Annotated in this window: 17 protein-coding genes; 6 read left to right on the forward strand and 11 right to left on the reverse strand. The window is 64.2% G+C overall.

The genetic code is table 11. The features are described from left to right. Positions 1-74: 74 nt before the first annotated feature. From ACGYLA_RS05480 to ACGYLA_RS05495, 4 genes are all read right to left on the reverse strand, one after another. Positions 75-893 carry an arginyltransferase gene (locus ACGYLA_RS05480; protein ID WP_394430942.1) on the reverse strand — a complete coding sequence of 273 codons (819 nt, stop codon included), beginning with the start codon at positions 891-893 and terminating at the stop codon, positions 75-77. A gap of 72 nt (positions 894-965) precedes the next feature. Then, entirely contained in the window at positions 966-1,403 is a 438-nt protein-coding gene (locus ACGYLA_RS05485; protein ID WP_067268666.1) for an RDD family protein, read from the reverse strand. Positions 1,404-1,463: 60 nt separating this feature from the next. Next, positions 1,464-1,871 carry a DUF2852 domain-containing protein gene (locus tag ACGYLA_RS05490; protein ID WP_394430944.1) on the reverse strand — a complete coding sequence of 136 codons (408 nt, stop codon included), beginning with the start codon at positions 1,869-1,871 and terminating at the stop codon, positions 1,464-1,466. Between the two features lie 133 nt (positions 1,872-2,004). Further along, complete coding sequence (locus ACGYLA_RS05495; RefSeq protein ID WP_394430946.1) at positions 2,005-2,478, reverse strand: YbaK/EbsC family protein; 474 nt, start codon at positions 2,476-2,478, stop codon at positions 2,005-2,007. A 115-nt stretch (positions 2,479-2,593) separates the two neighbouring features. On the opposite strand from ACGYLA_RS05495, the gene ACGYLA_RS05500 reads away from it, so the two are divergent. The 4 genes from ACGYLA_RS05500 (at position 2,594) to ACGYLA_RS05515 (ending at position 7,495) form a co-directional block, all read left to right on the forward strand. Further along, positions 2,594-5,395, forward strand: a complete 2,802-nt coding sequence (locus ACGYLA_RS05500; protein ID WP_394430948.1) for a glutamine-synthetase adenylyltransferase — start codon at positions 2,594-2,596, stop codon at positions 5,393-5,395. Beyond that, entirely contained in the window at positions 5,392-5,655 is a 264-nt protein-coding gene (locus ACGYLA_RS05505) for a hypothetical protein (RefSeq protein WP_394430950.1), read from the forward strand. The genes ACGYLA_RS05500 and ACGYLA_RS05505 overlap by 4 nt, the downstream gene beginning before the upstream one ends. A gap of 62 nt (positions 5,656-5,717) precedes the next feature. Next, on the forward strand, positions 5,718-6,944 hold the full coding sequence (locus ACGYLA_RS05510; protein WP_394430952.1) for an RSP_2647 family RNA methyltransferase: 1,227 nt from the start codon (positions 5,718-5,720) through the stop codon (positions 6,942-6,944). Further along, positions 6,944-7,495 carry an RSP_2648 family PIN domain-containing protein gene (locus tag ACGYLA_RS05515; RefSeq protein ID WP_394430954.1) on the forward strand — a complete coding sequence of 184 codons (552 nt, stop codon included), beginning with the start codon at positions 6,944-6,946 and terminating at the stop codon, positions 7,493-7,495. The genes ACGYLA_RS05510 and ACGYLA_RS05515 overlap by 1 nt, the downstream gene beginning before the upstream one ends. A 1-nt stretch (position 7,496) precedes the next feature. On the opposite strand, the gene ACGYLA_RS05520 is transcribed toward ACGYLA_RS05515, so the two are convergent. The 6 genes from ACGYLA_RS05520 to ACGYLA_RS05545 form a co-directional block, all read right to left on the reverse strand. Continuing rightward, on the reverse strand, positions 7,497-8,180 hold the full coding sequence (locus tag ACGYLA_RS05520) for a M48 family metalloprotease (protein WP_271693509.1): 684 nt from the start codon (positions 8,178-8,180) through the stop codon (positions 7,497-7,499). 72 nt (positions 8,181-8,252) lie between these two features. Continuing rightward, positions 8,253-8,684, reverse strand: coding sequence for an OsmC family protein (locus ACGYLA_RS05525; RefSeq protein WP_394407430.1), 432 nt, complete (start codon positions 8,682-8,684; stop codon positions 8,253-8,255). A 71-nt stretch (positions 8,685-8,755) separates the two neighbouring features. Then, positions 8,756-9,943, reverse strand: coding sequence for a VWA domain-containing protein (locus ACGYLA_RS05530; RefSeq protein ID WP_394430956.1), 1,188 nt, complete (start codon positions 9,941-9,943; stop codon positions 8,756-8,758). Next, positions 9,943-10,113, reverse strand: a complete 171-nt coding sequence (locus ACGYLA_RS05535) for an apolipoprotein acyltransferase (RefSeq protein ID WP_067262001.1) — start codon at positions 10,111-10,113, stop codon at positions 9,943-9,945. Before ACGYLA_RS05535 ends, ACGYLA_RS05530 begins: the two co-directional genes overlap by 1 nt. Positions 10,114-10,140: 27 nt before the next feature. Next, positions 10,141-11,511 carry a DUF2927 domain-containing protein gene (locus ACGYLA_RS05540; protein ID WP_394430958.1) on the reverse strand — a complete coding sequence of 457 codons (1,371 nt, stop codon included), beginning with the start codon at positions 11,509-11,511 and terminating at the stop codon, positions 10,141-10,143. A 223-nt stretch (positions 11,512-11,734) separates the two neighbouring features. After that, positions 11,735-12,574: an AAA family ATPase gene (locus ACGYLA_RS05545; RefSeq protein WP_394430960.1), complete on the reverse strand. Its 840-nt coding sequence runs from the start codon at positions 12,572-12,574 to the stop codon at positions 11,735-11,737. 169 nt (positions 12,575-12,743) lie between these two features. On the opposite strand from ACGYLA_RS05545, the gene dksA reads away from it, so the two are divergent. Both dksA and ACGYLA_RS05555 read left to right on the forward strand, forming a co-directional pair. Beyond that, complete coding sequence (dksA, locus tag ACGYLA_RS05550) at positions 12,744-13,166, forward strand: RNA polymerase-binding protein DksA (RefSeq protein WP_067262021.1); 423 nt, start codon at positions 12,744-12,746, stop codon at positions 13,164-13,166. Between the two features lie 59 nt (positions 13,167-13,225). Beyond that, on the forward strand, positions 13,226-14,392 hold the full coding sequence (locus ACGYLA_RS05555; RefSeq protein WP_394430962.1) for an FAD-dependent monooxygenase: 1,167 nt from the start codon (positions 13,226-13,228) through the stop codon (positions 14,390-14,392). 33 nt (positions 14,393-14,425) lie between these two features. On the opposite strand, the gene ACGYLA_RS05560 is transcribed toward ACGYLA_RS05555, so the two are convergent. Then, positions 14,426-15,475: an ornithine cyclodeaminase gene (locus ACGYLA_RS05560; protein WP_394430964.1), complete on the reverse strand. Its 1,050-nt coding sequence runs from the start codon at positions 15,473-15,475 to the stop codon at positions 14,426-14,428. Positions 15,476-15,482: the final 7 nt, after the last annotated feature.

Genomic DNA, 15,482 nt, shown 5'->3' on the forward strand with positions numbered 1-15,482 from the left:
GCACGGTATCGCACAAAGCAAAACGGGCCGCCCAAGGGGCCGCCCGTTAATAGTGCCAAAATCAATAGGTTTTCTCAGCGCGGGCTGACATCCGGCAGGGTAATATTGGCCACCTGTTCGGCGATGGGATCGTTGCTGAGCGGGTGCTGGTCGGGCACGAAACCCTCAGGATCGCGCAACTTTTGCCACTGCCCGCCCATATAGACCTCTAGCCCCGAGAATTTAGCCTTATACCCCATCTTCTGGCTGCCGGGCACCCAATAGCCCAGATAGACATAAGGCAGCCCCGCCGCGCGGGCGATTTCGATATGGTCGAGGATAATGTAATTGCCCAGCCCGTTGCGGGGCCGGTCGGGGGTGTAGAAGGAATAGACCATGCTCACCCCGTCGCCCAGCACATCGGTCAGGCAGACGCCGACGAGGGCATTGTCGGCCTCGGGGTCGGTATATTCTATCACCCGGCTGCGGATCGGCGTTTCCTCGATCATGGCAGCGAATTCGAACACATCCATATCCGCCATGCCCCCATCCGCATGGCGGCTGTCGAGGTAGCTGCGGAAAAGGTCATATTGCTCTTCCGTGGCCCAAGGCGATGTCGCGCGGCGTTCCAGCCCCGCGTTGCGCTTCAGGATGCGGCGCTGGCTTTTGCTGGGGCGAAAGGCGGCCACGTCGATCCGCGCGGAAAGACAAGCGGCGCAATCAGCGCAGGAGGGGCGGTACAGAACATTTTGCGAGCGGCGGAAGCCTTGGCTCGACAGGCTGTCATTCAGGCGTGCGGCATTATCGCCCTGAAGGGCGGTGAACAGCTTGCGCTCCATCCGGCCTTCCAGATAGGGGCAGGGTTGCGGCGCTGTGACATAGAATTGTGGTGTCAAAGGCAGTGTATGTCGCATGGGCTTCCAGCATTTATCGGGGGATGCTATCAACCACCCCCCGCTGCGCCAAGGGCAAATTTGCGTGATGCCCTAGCGGCTGAGGCGGCGGTTCACCGGCACGGTGCCAAGCGCCATGTCCGTGAGGCTCTGCCGGCGGGCGGTGGTGCAGATCAACACGGCCGAGACGACCTGAATGATCGTGACCGTCATCGACAGCGAATAGCCGATAGTATGCAAAAGCGCGGTCATGAAATCAAAGGGCCGGTCGCGGTGGTCGCGCAGCTCCATCGCCATCAGGCGCATCCCCCATGTGGCCGAGCCGCTGGTCAGCGTGGCAACCCGGTAGGCAAAGCCCACCACCAGCGTCAGGAAGGGGAAAAAGAACAGCCCCGTAAAGGCCGTGAACGGCAGGATCAGCACGCAAAAGAGCAAGACAAGGGTCACATCGATGACCCAAGCCAGCAGCCGCTTGCCAGCGATGCCGTCATAGAATTGCGGGTGTAGGTCGGGGTCTGGGGTCTGGGTCATGTCTTGTCCTGCGAAAGGCCCCCCGGGCGGGATGCCGGGGGGGCGGGGGTCAGGGTGCGATCAGGCGTTTGTAGCCGTTTCGTCCCGCTTGGCACGCTCGTCCATGAACTGGTCGAACTCGGCCTTGTCCTTGGCCTCGCGCAGACGCTCAAGGAAGGCTTCGAAGTTGTGCTGCTCTTCCTCCAAACGGCGCAGGGTGTCGGCCTTATAGGCGTCGAAGGCGCGGTTGCCGGTGCTGCGCGACATCATCGCGCGGTTGGATTTGTGGCTGCAAGATTTCGAAGAGAACATGCGTTTGCTCCAAGTCATATAGGCGAGAAGGGCGAGGCCGAGGGGCCAGAAGAAGATGAAGCCAAGGACCATGGCGGCGATCCATGCGCCTTTGCCACGCGCGTCCATCCACGCTTCGGTCCGGGCCAGCCAGCTGCCGCGGGGGGAATAGGTCGGGTCGGTGGTCACTGTCGTCATTGTTGAGCCTTTCGGTCGTGACGGGCCTGTCGCCGGCCCGGGCGTTTCGGATAATGTGAATGTCTTTCACATTGAATAGATCGGAACGCCGAACCCGTTTCGCAAGGGGCTATGTGAATGTTTTTTACATTATTTAGGAAGCGACAGTGAAATCAGCGACTTGCGCGCCCGAAAGCTGCGCCATTCTCTGCGGTTCAAGACAGAAAACGTGATGCGGCGTGCCCGCAGCGGCCCAGACCAGCGGGAATTGCAGCAGGTTGCGGTCAAACCAAGCGCGCGGCGGCGTGATATGCCCCAAAGGCGCGACGCCGCCGATGGCAAAGCCGGTCTGCGCTCGGACCAGCGCGGCATCGGCCTTGCCCAAAGGCTCCCCGGCAAGCGCTGCGGCCTGTTCTAGATCGACCTGCTGCGCGCCCGCGGTGATGAAGAGCAGCGCCGCCCCACTGTCTTCGCCGCGCAGAACGATCGATTTCGCGATCTGGTCGACCGCGCAATCAAGCGCCGTGGCCGCATCCACCGCCGTCCGCGCCAAAGCCGTTTCGCGGATTTCCGGCGTCACCCCTTCGGCCTCCAGCGTGGCGCGGACCCGTTTCAAACTCTTGCTCATTCTCTGCCCCTTGTCGCATCGCGCCCCCTCAGGGCGCGCGCCAAAGTCGTAGCAAGCCCGTGCCCTGCCGCAACCCCCATTGACGCCGCTTGGATCAGCCCGCAAAGCTGGCCCCATGACAGACCCATCTCTCGCCGCCCGGATCACCCGTTCCCCCCGTGTCTACCACCGCGAACGTGCGCAGGATGCGGCGGCGCTGCTGCCCGATCTCGCGCCGGAGTTGCGCGAAATGATCTCGGCTGCGGCCTCGACCGCGCCCTATTTGATGGCGCTTTTGGAGAAAGAGGCGGGCTGGCTGAGCGCGGCGGTGGCCAATCCCGAAGCCGCTCTGGCCGAGAATTGCGCGGCAGCGGCGGAACTGGCCCCTGACCGGCTTGCCGATGGGCTGCGGCAGGGCAAGCGGCGCATGGCTCTGCTGACCGCGCTGGCCGATCTGGGCGGGGCATGGTCGCTGGAAGAGGTGACAGGTGCGCTGACGGATTACGCCGATGCCGCCTGCGGCGCGGCCCTGCGGGCGGGGCTGGCGGCACAGATCAAACGCGGCAAGCTGCCGGGCATGACGATGGACGATCTTTCCGATTGCGCCGGCATGGTCGTCTTTGCCATGGGCAAGATGGGCGCGGGGGAGCTGAACTATTCCTCCGACATCGACCTGATTTGCCTTTTCGACGAAAGCCGTTTCGCGCCCGATGATTTCCACGCCGCCCGCAGTGCCTTCGTCAAAGGCACGCGCGCCATGTCTGCCACGCTGAGCGAGAATACTGCCCAAGGCTATGTCTTCCGCACCGACCTACGCCTGCGCCCCGACCCGGCGGTCACCCCCGTCTGCATCGCGATGGAGGCGGCGGAGCGCTACTACGAAAGCCTTGGCCGCACATGGGAGCGCGCGGCCTATATCAAGGCCCGCCCCGCAGTGGGCGACATCGCGGCGGGCGAGGCGTTTTTGCAATCGCTTCGCCCCTTCGTCTGGCGCCGTCATCTGGATTTCGCCGCGATCCAAGACGCCCATGACATGCGGCTGGCGATCCGTGAGCACAAGGGCTTGGGCGGCCCGATCACCCTGCCGGGCCATGACATGAAACTGGGCCGGGGCGGCATCCGCGAGATCGAGTTTTTCACCCAGACCCGGCAGCTCATCGCCGGGGGCCGGGATGCGGACCTGCGGCCCCGGGGGACGATGGCGGGATTGCGCGTGCTGGCCGAGAAGGGCTGGGTGCCCGAGGAGGTGGCCGAGACGCTTGGCGATCACTACCGCGCGCATCGCACGGTCGAGCACCGATTGCAAATGGTGCAGGACGCCCAGACCCACACGCTGCCCCGAAACGACGCCGATTTTGACCGGCTGGCCGCCATGATGGATATGGATGTCAAAGACTTACATGCCGATCTTCATGAACGTCTGCAAGCCGTACACGACCTGATCGAGAGCTTTTTTGCCGCCACGAGGGAAGAGCCCGAAGCCGCCCGCCCGGCGCATCAATTCGACACGTCGGTGCTGGACCGCTGGCCCAGCTATCCCGCGCTGCGCTCGGAACGGGGGGCGGATATTTTCGGGCGGCTGAAGCCACTGCTGCTCGACCGTCTGGCGCAATCCGCCAAGCCGGATGAGGGGCTTTTGGCCTTTGACGGTTTTCTCGCGGGGCTGCCCGCCGGGGTGCAGCTCTTCTCGCTTTTGCGGGCCAATCCGCAACTGGGCGATCTCTTGGTGGACATCGTCGCCACATCGCCCGCGCTTGCCACGCATCTGTCGCGCAACTCCGGCGTTTTCGACGCGGTGATCGGTGGGGATTTCTTCTCGGACTGGCCGGGCCAGACCAAACTGACCGAGATGCTGGCGCAGCATCTGGCGGGGGAGGCGGACTATGAATTGCGCCTTGACGGCACCCGCCGTTGGGCGCGCGAATGGCATTTTCGGATCGGCGTGCATCTGCTGCGCGGGTTGATCGACGCGGCCACCGCCGGGCGGCAGTATGCCGAGCTTGCCCAAGCCGTTTTGCAGGCGCTCTGGCCCGTGGTCGTCGATCAATTCGCTACCCGCCATGGCCCGCCGCCGGGGCGCGGGGCGGTGATCCTTGGCATGGGCTCGCTCGGGGCCGGGCGGCTCACGCCGACTTCGGACCTCGATATGCTGGTGATCTATGACGCCGATGGGGTGGAGAGTTCCGATGGCCCCAAGCCCCTCGCCACGCGCAGCTATTACGCGCGGCTGACCCAAGCGATGATCACCGCGATGACCGCGCCGATGGCCCAAGGCAAGCTTTATGACATCGACATGCGCCTGCGCCCTTCGGGAAATCAGGGACCGGTGGCGACCAGTCTCGCCAGTTTTGAAAGCTATCAGAAAGAGCAGGCGTGGGTGTGGGAGCATCTGGCCCTCACCCGCGCGCGGGTGATCGCGGGGGCCGAGGATCTGGGCCGTGATGTCGAAGCGCTCTGCAAAGATATCCTTGGCCGTGCCGCCCCGCGCGACAAGGTGCTGAGCGAGGTCGCCAAGATGCGCCGCCGCATTGCCGCCGCCCGAAGCCCCAGCGGGCCGCTCGACGCCAAGACCGGCGCGGGCCGATTGCAGGATATCGAACTTTTCGCGCAGGCGGGGGCGCTCATCGGCGGCACTGGCGCGCGTGAGATCGACGCGGGCCTTGCCGCCGCGCGCGACGAAGGGGTGATCGACACCGAAGGGGAGGCGACCCTCTCCGCCGCCTATACCGACGCTTGGACCCTGAACTGCGCCGCGCGGCTGCTCTCGGCCAATCCGATCGAGGCAGGGGCGATGGGGCAGGCGGGGGCAAGCTTCCTTTGCCGTGTGCTAGCCTGCGACGACCTCTCGGCGTTGGAGCGCAAGATGCAGGAGGATTACGCGACGGCTGCCGAGATCATCGACGCAGCGCTGCCAGCGGCGGGGCAGGAGGAAGCATGAGCGATCCCGATGACCCAAAGGGCCTGATCCGCGAATCCTACCGGATGGAGGGGATCGGTGCCGCCGAATGCCGCAGCATCTTTCTCGACTGGGCCCTGAGCCTGCCCGACGGACACGACAGCAGCGCCGCCATTACCCGATTGCTGGAACAACACCGCGCCACCGCCGATCACCCGATGACCCAAGTGCTGCGCGAGGGGCAAACGACGCTGACCACCCCGCGCCGCCGGGGCGGCTGGCGGGGCAGGGCGCGCAACTGACCGCCGATCGGGGCTTGCGAAACCTCTTTCCCCAGCCGCGCGAACGCAGTACGAGGGGCGCTATGACAACGCCCCAAACCCCCTCCGCCCCGCAGCCTGCCACACGTCCCGTGGTGCGCCTATTGCCCAAGGCCAACGCCCGCGCCATCCGCCACGGCTTTCCTTGGGTCTATGCCAATGAATTGGTCACCGACCGCCGCACGCGCGGGCTCGCCCCCGGCACGCTGGCGCTGTTGGAGGATGCCGAGCGCAAGCCCATGGGGCTGGTCGCGGTCAATCCGAATTCCAAGATCATCGCCCGGATGATCGACCAAGACGCCGAGACGCAGATCGATCAGGCCTGGTTCGAAGCCCGCCTCGATCGCGCCCTTCAACTGCGCAGCCAGCTTTACGATCAACCCTATTACCGCCTGATCCACGCCGAGGCCGATGGCCTGCCGGGTGTCATCATCGACCGTTTCGGCGATACCTGTGTGATCCAACCCAATGCCGCTTGGGCCGATGCGCTGATCGAACCGCTCGTCGCCGCGCTGCAATCCGTGACGGGCGTGCACAACGTACTCAAAAACGCCTCAGGCCGGACCCGCAAGCTCGAAGGGCTCGACGATGCCTCGTCCACGTTGGCGGGCGAAGCGCCCGAGGGGCCGCTGCCGGTGCCGATGAATGGCGCGACCTATATGGCCGACCTCACCGGCGGGCAGAAAACCGGCCTGTTCTATGACCAGCGCCCGAACCACGCCTTTGCCGCCAATCTTGCGCGAAATGGTGCGCGGGTGCTTGATGTCTTCTCTCATGTCGGCGGCTTCTCCCTCGCAGCACTTGCGGGCGGCGCGTCCTCGGCGCTGGCGGTGGACGGCTCCGCCCCCGCGCTGGAACTGGCCGAGGCCGGGGCGACGGCGATGGGCATGCAAGACCGTTTCGCCACCCGCCAAGGGGATGCTTTCGACGTGCTCACCGCCCTGCGGGACGAGGGCGAGACTTTCGACGTGGTGATCTGCGACCCGCCCGCCTTTGCCCCCTCGCGCCAAGCGGTTGACGCAGGGCTTCGTGCCTATGAACGCGTCGCGCGGCTCTCTGCGCAGCTGGTGGCAGAGAATGGCATTCTGGGGCTCTGCTCCTGCTCACACGCCGCTGATCTGAACCAATTCCGCACTGCTTCGGTGCGCGGCATCGGTCGGGCCGGACGCCGCGCCATGCTGCTGCACACCGGCTTCGCCGGGGCGGACCACCCGCAACTGCCGCAGCTTGCGGAAAGCGGCTACCTCAAATCGCTGTTCTTCCGCCTGTGATGAAAGCGCGCCCCCGCGTGCTGATCGACGCTTGCGTGCTTTACCCCACGGTGATGCGCGAAATGGTGCTCGGCGTGGCCGCAGGGGGCGCGTTCGAGCCGATTTGGTCGGCGCGTATCTTGGAGGAATGGGCCCGCGCGGCGGTCAAGCTTGGCCCCGCGGGCGAAGCGCAGGCACGGGCCGAGATTGCGCTGTTGCGCGGCAAATGGCCGGGGGCCGAGCGCGAGGCTTCCCCCGGTCTGCAAGCGCGGCTTTGGCTGCCGGATGAGAATGACATCCATGTGTTGGCCGTCGCCGTGGCCAGCAGTGCCGATATGATCCTGACGCTGAACGCCAAGGACTTCCCGCGCCAAATCCTCGCCGAAGAGGGGCTGAGCCGGGCCGATCCCGACAGCTACCTGCATGGCATCTGGCAGGCGACGCCGGAGATGGTCGCCCCCGTGGCCGAAGCCGTTCTGCAAGAGGCGCGGCGGCTTTCCGGTGAGCCATGGGAAATGCGCGCGCTGCTGAAAAAGGCGCGGCTGCCGAGGCTGGCAAAGGCTTTGGGCTAGGTCAGCCGTCCCACCGCAACTGCATCTGGCGCAGCTTGTCGATCCGCTCTTCCGTCTTTGGATGGCTCAGCAACCACGCAGGCGGACGGTTGCCGCCAGATTGGCTCAGCGCGTCGAGTTTTTCAAACAGGGAGATTTGCGGGCCAATGCCGATCCCGGCCTTGGTGAGCAGGGCGGCGGCATAGGCGTCGGCCTCATATTCATCGTTACGCGACAGCCGCGCGGCAAGCAGGCTGGTCAGCCCGCTGGCGATCCAGACGCCGATGCCGGGAATGAGCCGCCCGAGCACCATCGCAAGGGCCGTGCGCAGGGCGTTTTGGCCCGAGAAATCAATCATCCGGCGGCGCGAATGGCCAAGCGCGACATGGCCCAATTCATGGGCGATGACGCTTGCCAATTCTTCAGCCGTTACAGCACCTTGGCGGAATTTGTTGTAGAAGCCGCGGGTGATGAAAATCCGCCCATCGGGGGCCGCCAGCCCGTTTACGGGTTCGATCTCATAAAGATGCACCTTGATGCGCGGCAGGTCGAGCGCGCGGGCCATGCGGTTGCTGATCTCGTTTAACTTCGGATCGACCAGCGGCGTCGATTTCGCATCCAACTCCCGCGCCGTGCGCCAAGCCGAGAAACGGTACATCGCCAGCGCATAGAGGATGGCGAGAAGGATGGGGATAACGCGGATCATGCGCTCAATATGGGGAGCGGGGGGACCGGGGGCAAGCGGCCATGGCCTGCGCCCCGGTCGTATTCTTGGCGATCAGACGAGTTTCGCGTCCATCGTGATCTCTGCCGTCAGCAGCTTAGAGATCGGGCAGTTCTCCTTGGCGGTTTTCGCCGCCTTGTCGAAGTCCTCTTGGCTCGCGCCGGGGATGCTGGCCTCAACCGTCAGATGCACCTTGGGCACATGAAAGCCGCCGTCTTTCTCTTCCAGATGGACCTCTGCCTTGGTCTCGATACTGTCGGGCGTCAGGTCGCTTTGCCCGAGGATCATCGACAGGGCCATGGAAAAGCAGGAGGCATGGGCCGCACCGATCAACTCTTCGGGGTTGGTGCCTTGCTTGCCTTCGAAACGGGTGTTGAAGCCATAGGGCTGGTCGGACAGCACGCCGCTTTCGGTCGAGACATGGCCATTGCCCTCTTTGAGCGAGCCTTCCCATTTCGCGCTGCCGGATTTGATGATCGGGGACATTCTATTTCCTTCCACATTGCTTGCCTTCGCCCCCTGAGGTGGCGCGGCGCGGCAGGCTGTCAAGGAAGGGGTCAGCGCGTCATGGTCTTAATGCCACGGCTCAACCCTTCGAGCGTCATGGGCACCATTGCCTCGGGGCCGAAAATCTCTTGGATCATGGCGATGGATTGGGTGTAGCCCCACTGCCGTTCGGGGACGGGGTTGATCCACAGGTGGTTCGGCCATTGGTCCCGCGCACGCGCCAGCCATGTGGCTCCCGCCTCGGCATTCCAGTGCTCATTCGCGCCGCCCGGATAGGCGATCTCATAGGGCGACATGCTGGCATCGCCCACGAAAATGCATTTGTAGTCAGAGCCATAGCTGCGCAGCACCTCATGGGTGGGGATCTGCGCATCCCAGCGGCGGCGGTTGTCGCGCCACACGCCTTCGTAGAGACAATTGTGGAAGTAGAAATGTCCGAGATGCTTGAACTCACCTTTCGCGGCGCTGAAGAGTTCCTCGACCACTTTCACATGCGGATCCATCGAACCGCCGATGTCGAGAAACAGCAGCACTTTCACCGCATTGCGCCGCTCGGGCCGGGTTTTAACGTCGAGATAGCCATGTTCCGCCGTGGCGCGGATCGTGCCGTTGAGGTCAAACTCCTCTGCCGCGCCATCGCGCGCCCAACGGCGCAGGCGTTTCAGCGCCAGTTTAATATTGCGGGTGCCGATCTCGACATTGTCGTCGAGGTTGCGGAATTCGCGCTTATCCCAGACCTTGACCGCGCGTTGGTGGCGGCTTTCCTTCTGGCCGATCCGCACGCCCTCGGGATTGTAGCCATAGGCGCCGAAGGGCGAGGTGCCCGCCGTGCCGACCCATTTGGAGCCGCCCTGATGCCGGCCCTTCTGTTCCTCCAGCCGCTTTTTCAGCGTCTCCATCAGCTTGTCGAAACCGCCCATGGCTTCGATCTCGGCCTTTTCCTCAGGCGTGAGGTGCTTTTCGGCCATCTTGCGCAGCCAGTCTTCGGGCAGGTCCACGGCGTCGAGCACATCGTCGAGGCTGATCTTCTCCAACCCTTTGAAGGCGGCGGCGAAGGCGCGGTCGAACTTGTCGATGTTGCGCTCATCTTTGACCATCGACACACGGGCGAGATAGTAAAACGCCTCAACGTCATAGGTCGCAAGCCCCGCTTTCATACCTTCGAGAAAGGCCAGAAATTCCCGCAGGGAGACCGGGACATTGTGGCGGCGCAGCTGATCGAAGAAGGGCAGAAACATCAGACGCTCAATGCGCGGTCCAGCAGAACCGTGGCGATCATGCCGACGATGAGAAAGGCCATGCCATAGCCCGCGGCATATTGCGCGATGTCCTTGCGGTTGCCGCCGCGTTTGCGCGCGGTCAGCCCGCCGATAATCGCGCCGATCAATGCCAATCCGAGTGCTATCATAACCTATTGCCCGTTTGTTTTGCGGGCCTATCCATTGCGCGGGTTTAGGCTTGCGATCTCGCGCAGCTTGGCCCGCACGGCCCAGTCAGGGCCAAAGCCGTATCGCGCCCAGCCGATGCTGTCCAGCCTGACGCGGCGCGCCTCAATGCCGCGGCCTTCGATCTCCAACGCTTCGGCCTTGAGCAGCATGAGTGTGGCCAGAAGGGCGGCGTTTTCGCTGGCTTCGGCCACGGGCAGATGCGGCGCGATCAGCGCCAGCGCGCCTGCGCCGTCGCCGATGGTCACCGCATAGCCTGCTCGCTGGGTGGCGACATAGGCGCGGTGCAGCGTGGTGCCGGGGGTGCGGGCATAGAGGGCGTCGGCGGTTTGGTAATGCGCCTGTGCGGCGGCGGGTTCGGTCATCTGGATGACCCGGCCCATGGCGTAATGCGAAAAGGCGTGGCGGTTGTCCTGCCAGCCCTGCGTCTCGGCGATGCGCAGCGCATCGCGGGCGGCCTTCAGCCGGGCGTTGCGGCCCACGTCGCGGCCAAGGGCGGTTTGGATCGCGCGGCTCCAGACCTGCGGCGTGGCGCGGGCGGGGCGGGGGGCGACGGTGCCGCCTGCGGGGTTCACCCGGGCCAGAATGCCCGGCAGACGGGCGGCCACCTCCTCGCGGTTCATGCCCGAGCGCAGCGCGGGGTCATAATAGATGCGCAGCACCAGCATGTCGAAACCGGTCAGCACCGTATGCACATTGTCGTCGTTAAACACCGAATCCGGCAGGCGGTAGAGATCGTTCAGCGGCCCAAGCGCTTGGGCCAGTTCCTCATGCAGGCAGTCGCGGCTTTCCTGCGGGCTCACGTCATTGGGCAGGAAGATCGCCAGCTTGCGCCGCTCGGTCAGGCGGGTCCAATCGGTGGCGGGCGAGCGGCGCGCGCGGCGGTATTCCTCAAGCGTGCTGACGTTTGGCACTACGAAACAGGCCGCCTGCGGCAAGAGCCGCCGGATCTGGCTGCGGTTCACCGCTTGAATGGTGATGCTTGCCTCTCCGCCCGTGACCTCACGCAGTTCGATCCCGGCCTCGCGGCGCAGACGGGCCAGCAGTCGCGCAAGGTCCGGCCCCAGCGTGGCGGGCGGCTGGCCCAGCACGCGCAGGGTGATCGGCCCCTCGAAACGGGTCAGAACGGGCAGGGCGCGGCCACTTTCCATCCGGAAGGACAGGTCGAGGAAATCCTCCGCCAGCGCGGCATTCGACACATGCGGCTGAGCGGGGCGGGCTTGGGTGAACTGTTTCATCGGGGGCAGGGTGCTGTCGGCGATGACCGCACGGGTTGCCACTTCGGAATGCGAGGCGGGCACGCAGGCGTTCAGCAGCAGCATCAGCGGCAGGATCAGCCGCGCCTTCACGCTGCGTCTCATGCGCCGGGGCCCCATGCGCCCGGGCCTCTCTGCCTCCCTGCGTGGGCTGCTCTATCCCAATATGCGCGTGGCGCGGTTGCTGATTGTCCTTGCATCTGCCTGCCCCATCGGTCGTTTCAACCCGGGTCTTTGCGCCCGTGATTGACCTCAGCCTAGGCAGGCGAAAAATCAAAAGCGAGGAAAATACCCGCTTTTGACGTAAAGTGGCATTTGTGTTGCCGCCCTACCGCTGGCGACGCGCCATGAAGGCCAGCCGCTCGAACAGATGCACGTCCTGTTCGTTCTTCAACAGCGCGCCATGCAGCTTGGGCAGGGCGTTGGGGCCGTCCTTGGCCAGATCTTCGGCGTCCATATCCTCGGCCAGCAGCAGTTTCAGCCAGTCCAGCACTTCGGAGGTCGAGGGTTTCTTCTTCAGCCCCTGCTGTTCGCGGATCTCGTAGAACTGCGTCAGCGCGGTGGTCAGAAGCTGTTGCTTGATGCCCGGATGGTGCACTTCGACGATCTGTTTCAGCGTCTCCATGTCGGGGAATTGAATGTAGTGGAAGAAACAGCGGCGCAGGAAGGCGTCGGGCAGTTCTTTTTCGTTGTTCGAGGTGATGATGACGATGGGGCGCTGCTTGGCCCGGATCGTCTCACCCGTCTCATAAACGAAGAATTCCATCTTATCGAGTTCCTGCAACAGGTCGTTGGGAAACTCGATGTCGGCCTTGTCGATCTCGTCGATCAGCAGCACGACCTTCTCGTCCGCCTCGAAAGCCTGCCAAAGCTTGCCCTTGCGGATGTAGTTCTTCACGTCATGAACCCGCTCGTCGCCCAACTGGCTGTCGCGCAGACGGTTCACGGCGTCATACTCGTACAGGCCCTGCTGTGCGCGGGTGGTCGATTTGATGTTCCATTCGATCATGCGCAGGCCCAAAGCGTCGCTGACCTGCCGCGCCAACTCGGTCTTGCCGGTGCCGGGCTCGCCCTTCACCAGCAATGGCCGCTCCAGCGTCACCGCCGCATTGACGGCAATTTTCAGGTCATCGGTGGCGACGTAGTCTTTGGTGCCTTGGAATTTCATCTTGTTTTCAACCTCGTGTGACGGGCGCTTGATCCTTGGCCTTTAACCAAAAATCAAAGGGATTGTGTAGTGACAATTGTTACCCGCTCAGATAGACGCTGCGGCAGGGGACGATGTCGGGAGACAGGCCTTTTTAATGTCTGAATTGAAAAACGCCGGGGAAAAACAAATGAAGCAGGAAATCTTCCTGCCGGACGACTATCGTCCGGCCGAGGACGAGCCATTCATGAATGACCGTCAGCTTGAGTACTTTCGGCGCAAGCTGATCAACTGGAAAGCGGAACTGTTGGCAGGCAGCCGCGACACCATCGAAACACTGCAAGACGGCACCCGGAACATCCCGGACGTGACCGACCGCGCCTCGGAAGAGACCGACCGCGCTTTGGAACTGCGCACCCGGGATCGGGCGCGTAAACTGGTCGGCAAGATCGACGCGGCGCTGCGGCGGATCGACGAGGGAGAGTTCGGTTACTGCATGGTCACCGGCGATCCGATCTCGCTCAAACGGCTGGACGCGCGGCCCATCGCCACCATGACCCTTGAGGCGCAAGAGCGTCACGAGCGGCGCGAGAAAGTCCACCGCGACGACTGACATCACCTGAAACATCACGCGCCGGGGCAACTGCTTCGGCGTTTGTGGTTGGGGCGCGAATGAAACCTTCCAATGCGATTGTCGTGGGCGGCGGTATCGGCGGGCTGGCGCTGGCCACGGCACTGGCGCGGCGGGGCGTCGCCGTGACCCTGCTCGAACAGGCCGCGCGCTTTTCCGAGATCGGTGCCGGGCTTCAGATCAGCCCCAATGGCCTCGCCGTCCTGCGCGGGTTGGGGCTTGAGCGTGGGTTGGCGGCACGCGGTGCGGTGCGCGGGCAGGCGGTACGGCTTTGCGATTATGCCAAAGGCGGCCAAGTGGCGCGGCTGGACCTGACCCGCCTGCCGGAGGACCAGCGTTATTATTTCCTCCACCGTGCCGATCTGATCGACCTTCTGCGCGAGGCCGCACAGCGCGCCAATGTTAGTTTCGAGACTGATGCGCAGGTCGCCTCCATCCATCCCGGTGCGCTGCCGCAGGTACAGATGGCCCGCGGCGGGCGGCGGCGGGCAGAGCTTGTGGTGGCCGCCGATGGCATCCATTCGGTCGGGCGGGTGCAGTTGAACGGGGCGGATCAGGCCCGTTTCTCGGGGCAGGTCGCATGGCGGGCGCTCATTCCCAACGTGGTCAATCATTTACCCGAGGCGCGGGTCACCATGGGGCCGGGGAAACATCTGGTCAGCTATCCGCTGCGCGAGGGGCGTATGGTCAACCTCGTGGCCGTGGAAGAGCGTGACGATTGGGCCGCCGAGGGCTGGCACCATCGCGACGATCCCGCCAACCTGCGCCGCGCCTTTGCCGGTTTCGGCGGTGAGGCCGCGCAGATGCTGGAGGTGGTGCAGGACGTGACCCTCTGGGGGCTGCACCACCACCCCGTCGCCGCCGATTGGCAGGCGGAGGGTGTTGCGCTTTTGGGCGATGCGGCCCATCCGACGCTGCCCTTCTTGGCGCAGGGAGCGAATATGGCGTTGGAGGATGCATGGGTTTTGGCCGATTGCCTGACCCGCCATCCTCGCGACGCCGCCCTCATCGCCTATCAGGCCGCGCGTATCGACCGGGCGCGGCGCATCGTGAAAACCTCCGAGGGCAACGCCACCCGCTATCACCTGCGCTCAGGTCCGATCCGCTTTGCCGCCCATACCGGCCTGCGCATCGCCTCAGCGCTGGCCCCCGGTGCCATGCTGCGGGCCTTCGATTGGCTCTATGCCCATGACGTGACGAAAGGGTAGAGGCCGCCGCGGAAGAACGGCGGCCCCAAACACTCAACCCGCGCGTTGCAGCATGCCAAACAGGTCGCGCGGATCATCCGGGTCGGCCAGAAGGTCGAGCGGCTGGAACAGCCCGGTTTCGGCAATCTGGTCGCGGACATAGCGCAGGGCCGAGAAATCTTCGATCGCGAAGCCCACGGAGTCGAACAGGGTGATCTGTTGCGCATCGCGGCGGCCCTCTGCCTGACCGGTCAGCACCTGCCAGATCTCGGTCACCGGGTGGTCAGGCTCAAGCTGCTGGATTTCGCCCTCGATGCGAGTCTGCTCGGGGTATTCCACGAAGATGGCCGAACGGTGCAGGATCGCGGGCGCCAGTTCCGTCTTGCCCGGACAGTCGCCGCCGATCGCGTTGATATGCACGCCGGAGCCGACCATATTGTCGGTCAGGATCGTGGCATATTGCTTGTCCGCGGTGCAGGTGGTGATGATCTGCGCGCCCATGATCGCGTCTTCGGCGGTGTCGCATTCCACGACCTTCAGCCCCGAGCCCGCCAGATTGCGCGCGCATTTCGCGGTCGCCGCGCGGTCGATGTCGTAAAGCCGCACCTCGTCCACGCCGCAGATCGCCTTCATGGCGAAGCTTTGGAACTCGGACTGCGCGCCGTTGCCGATCATCGCCATGACCCGGCTGCCCTTGGGCGCCAGCAGCCGCGCCACCACCGCCGAGGTCGCCGCCGTGCGCAGGGCGGTGAGGATCGTCATCTCGGTCAGCAGCACCGGGTAGCCGTTGGCCACATTGGCCAAAAGGCCAAAGGCGGTGACGGTCTGGAAGCCAGTCTTGGTATTGTCGGGATGGCCGTTGACGTATTTGAAACCGTAAACATCGCCGTCAGAGGTCGGCATCAATTCGATCACGCCCTTCTCGGAATGGCTCGCCACGCGCGGGGTCTTGTCGAAAAGCTCCCAACGTTTGAAATCGGCTTCGATGTAGTCGGCCAGCCCGCGCAGCATCTCTTCGACGCCAACATGGTGGATCAGCTTCATCATCTGGTCGACGGAAACGAAAGGCACCAGCGCCTTGTCGGAGGGTTTGAGGTTGGTCATCTTGGGG

It is taken from the genome of Sulfitobacter sp. 1A13679 (assembly GCF_043557115.1).
In the GTDB taxonomy this organism is placed as follows: Bacteria; Pseudomonadota; Alphaproteobacteria; order Rhodobacterales; family Rhodobacteraceae; genus Sulfitobacter; species Sulfitobacter faviae.

Coding starts and splice junctions, on each gene's coding strand:
- ACGYLA_RS05510 (WP_394430952.1), top strand. CDS start 5,718: ATGACAACGCCCCAAACCCCCTCCGCCCCGCAGCCTGCCACACGTCCC.
- ACGYLA_RS05530 (WP_394430956.1), bottom strand. CDS start 9,943: ATGTTTCTGCCCTTCTTCGATCAGCTGCGCCGCCACAATGTCCCGGTC.
- ACGYLA_RS05560 (WP_394430964.1), bottom strand. CDS start 15,475: ATGACCAACCTCAAACCCTCCGACAAGGCGCTGGTGCCTTTCGTTTCC.
- dksA (WP_067262021.1), top strand. CDS start 12,744: ATGAAGCAGGAAATCTTCCTGCCGGACGACTATCGTCCGGCCGAGGAC.
- ACGYLA_RS05545 (WP_394430960.1), bottom strand. CDS start 12,574: ATGAAATTCCAAGGCACCAAAGACTACGTCGCCACCGATGACCTGAAA.
- ACGYLA_RS05495 (WP_394430946.1), bottom strand. CDS start 2,478: ATGAGCAAGAGTTTGAAACGGGTCCGCGCCACGCTGGAGGCCGAAGGG.
- ACGYLA_RS05505 (WP_394430950.1), top strand. CDS start 5,392: ATGAGCGATCCCGATGACCCAAAGGGCCTGATCCGCGAATCCTACCGG.
- ACGYLA_RS05480 (WP_394430942.1), bottom strand. CDS start 893: ATGCGACATACACTGCCTTTGACACCACAATTCTATGTCACAGCGCCG.
- ACGYLA_RS05540 (WP_394430958.1), bottom strand. CDS start 11,511: ATGAGACGCAGCGTGAAGGCGCGGCTGATCCTGCCGCTGATGCTGCTG.
- ACGYLA_RS05500 (WP_394430948.1), top strand. CDS start 2,594: ATGACAGACCCATCTCTCGCCGCCCGGATCACCCGTTCCCCCCGTGTC.
- ACGYLA_RS05525 (WP_394407430.1), bottom strand. CDS start 8,684: ATGTCCCCGATCATCAAATCCGGCAGCGCGAAATGGGAAGGCTCGCTC.
- ACGYLA_RS05515 (WP_394430954.1), top strand. CDS start 6,944: ATGAAAGCGCGCCCCCGCGTGCTGATCGACGCTTGCGTGCTTTACCCC.
- ACGYLA_RS05485 (WP_067268666.1), bottom strand. CDS start 1,403: ATGACCCAGACCCCAGACCCCGACCTACACCCGCAATTCTATGACGGC.
- ACGYLA_RS05535 (WP_067262001.1), bottom strand. CDS start 10,113: ATGATAGCACTCGGATTGGCATTGATCGGCGCGATTATCGGCGGGCTG.
- ACGYLA_RS05490 (WP_394430944.1), bottom strand. CDS start 1,871: ATGACGACAGTGACCACCGACCCGACCTATTCCCCCCGCGGCAGCTGG.
- ACGYLA_RS05520 (WP_271693509.1), bottom strand. CDS start 8,180: ATGATCCGCGTTATCCCCATCCTTCTCGCCATCCTCTATGCGCTGGCG.
- ACGYLA_RS05555 (WP_394430962.1), top strand. CDS start 13,226: ATGAAACCTTCCAATGCGATTGTCGTGGGCGGCGGTATCGGCGGGCTG.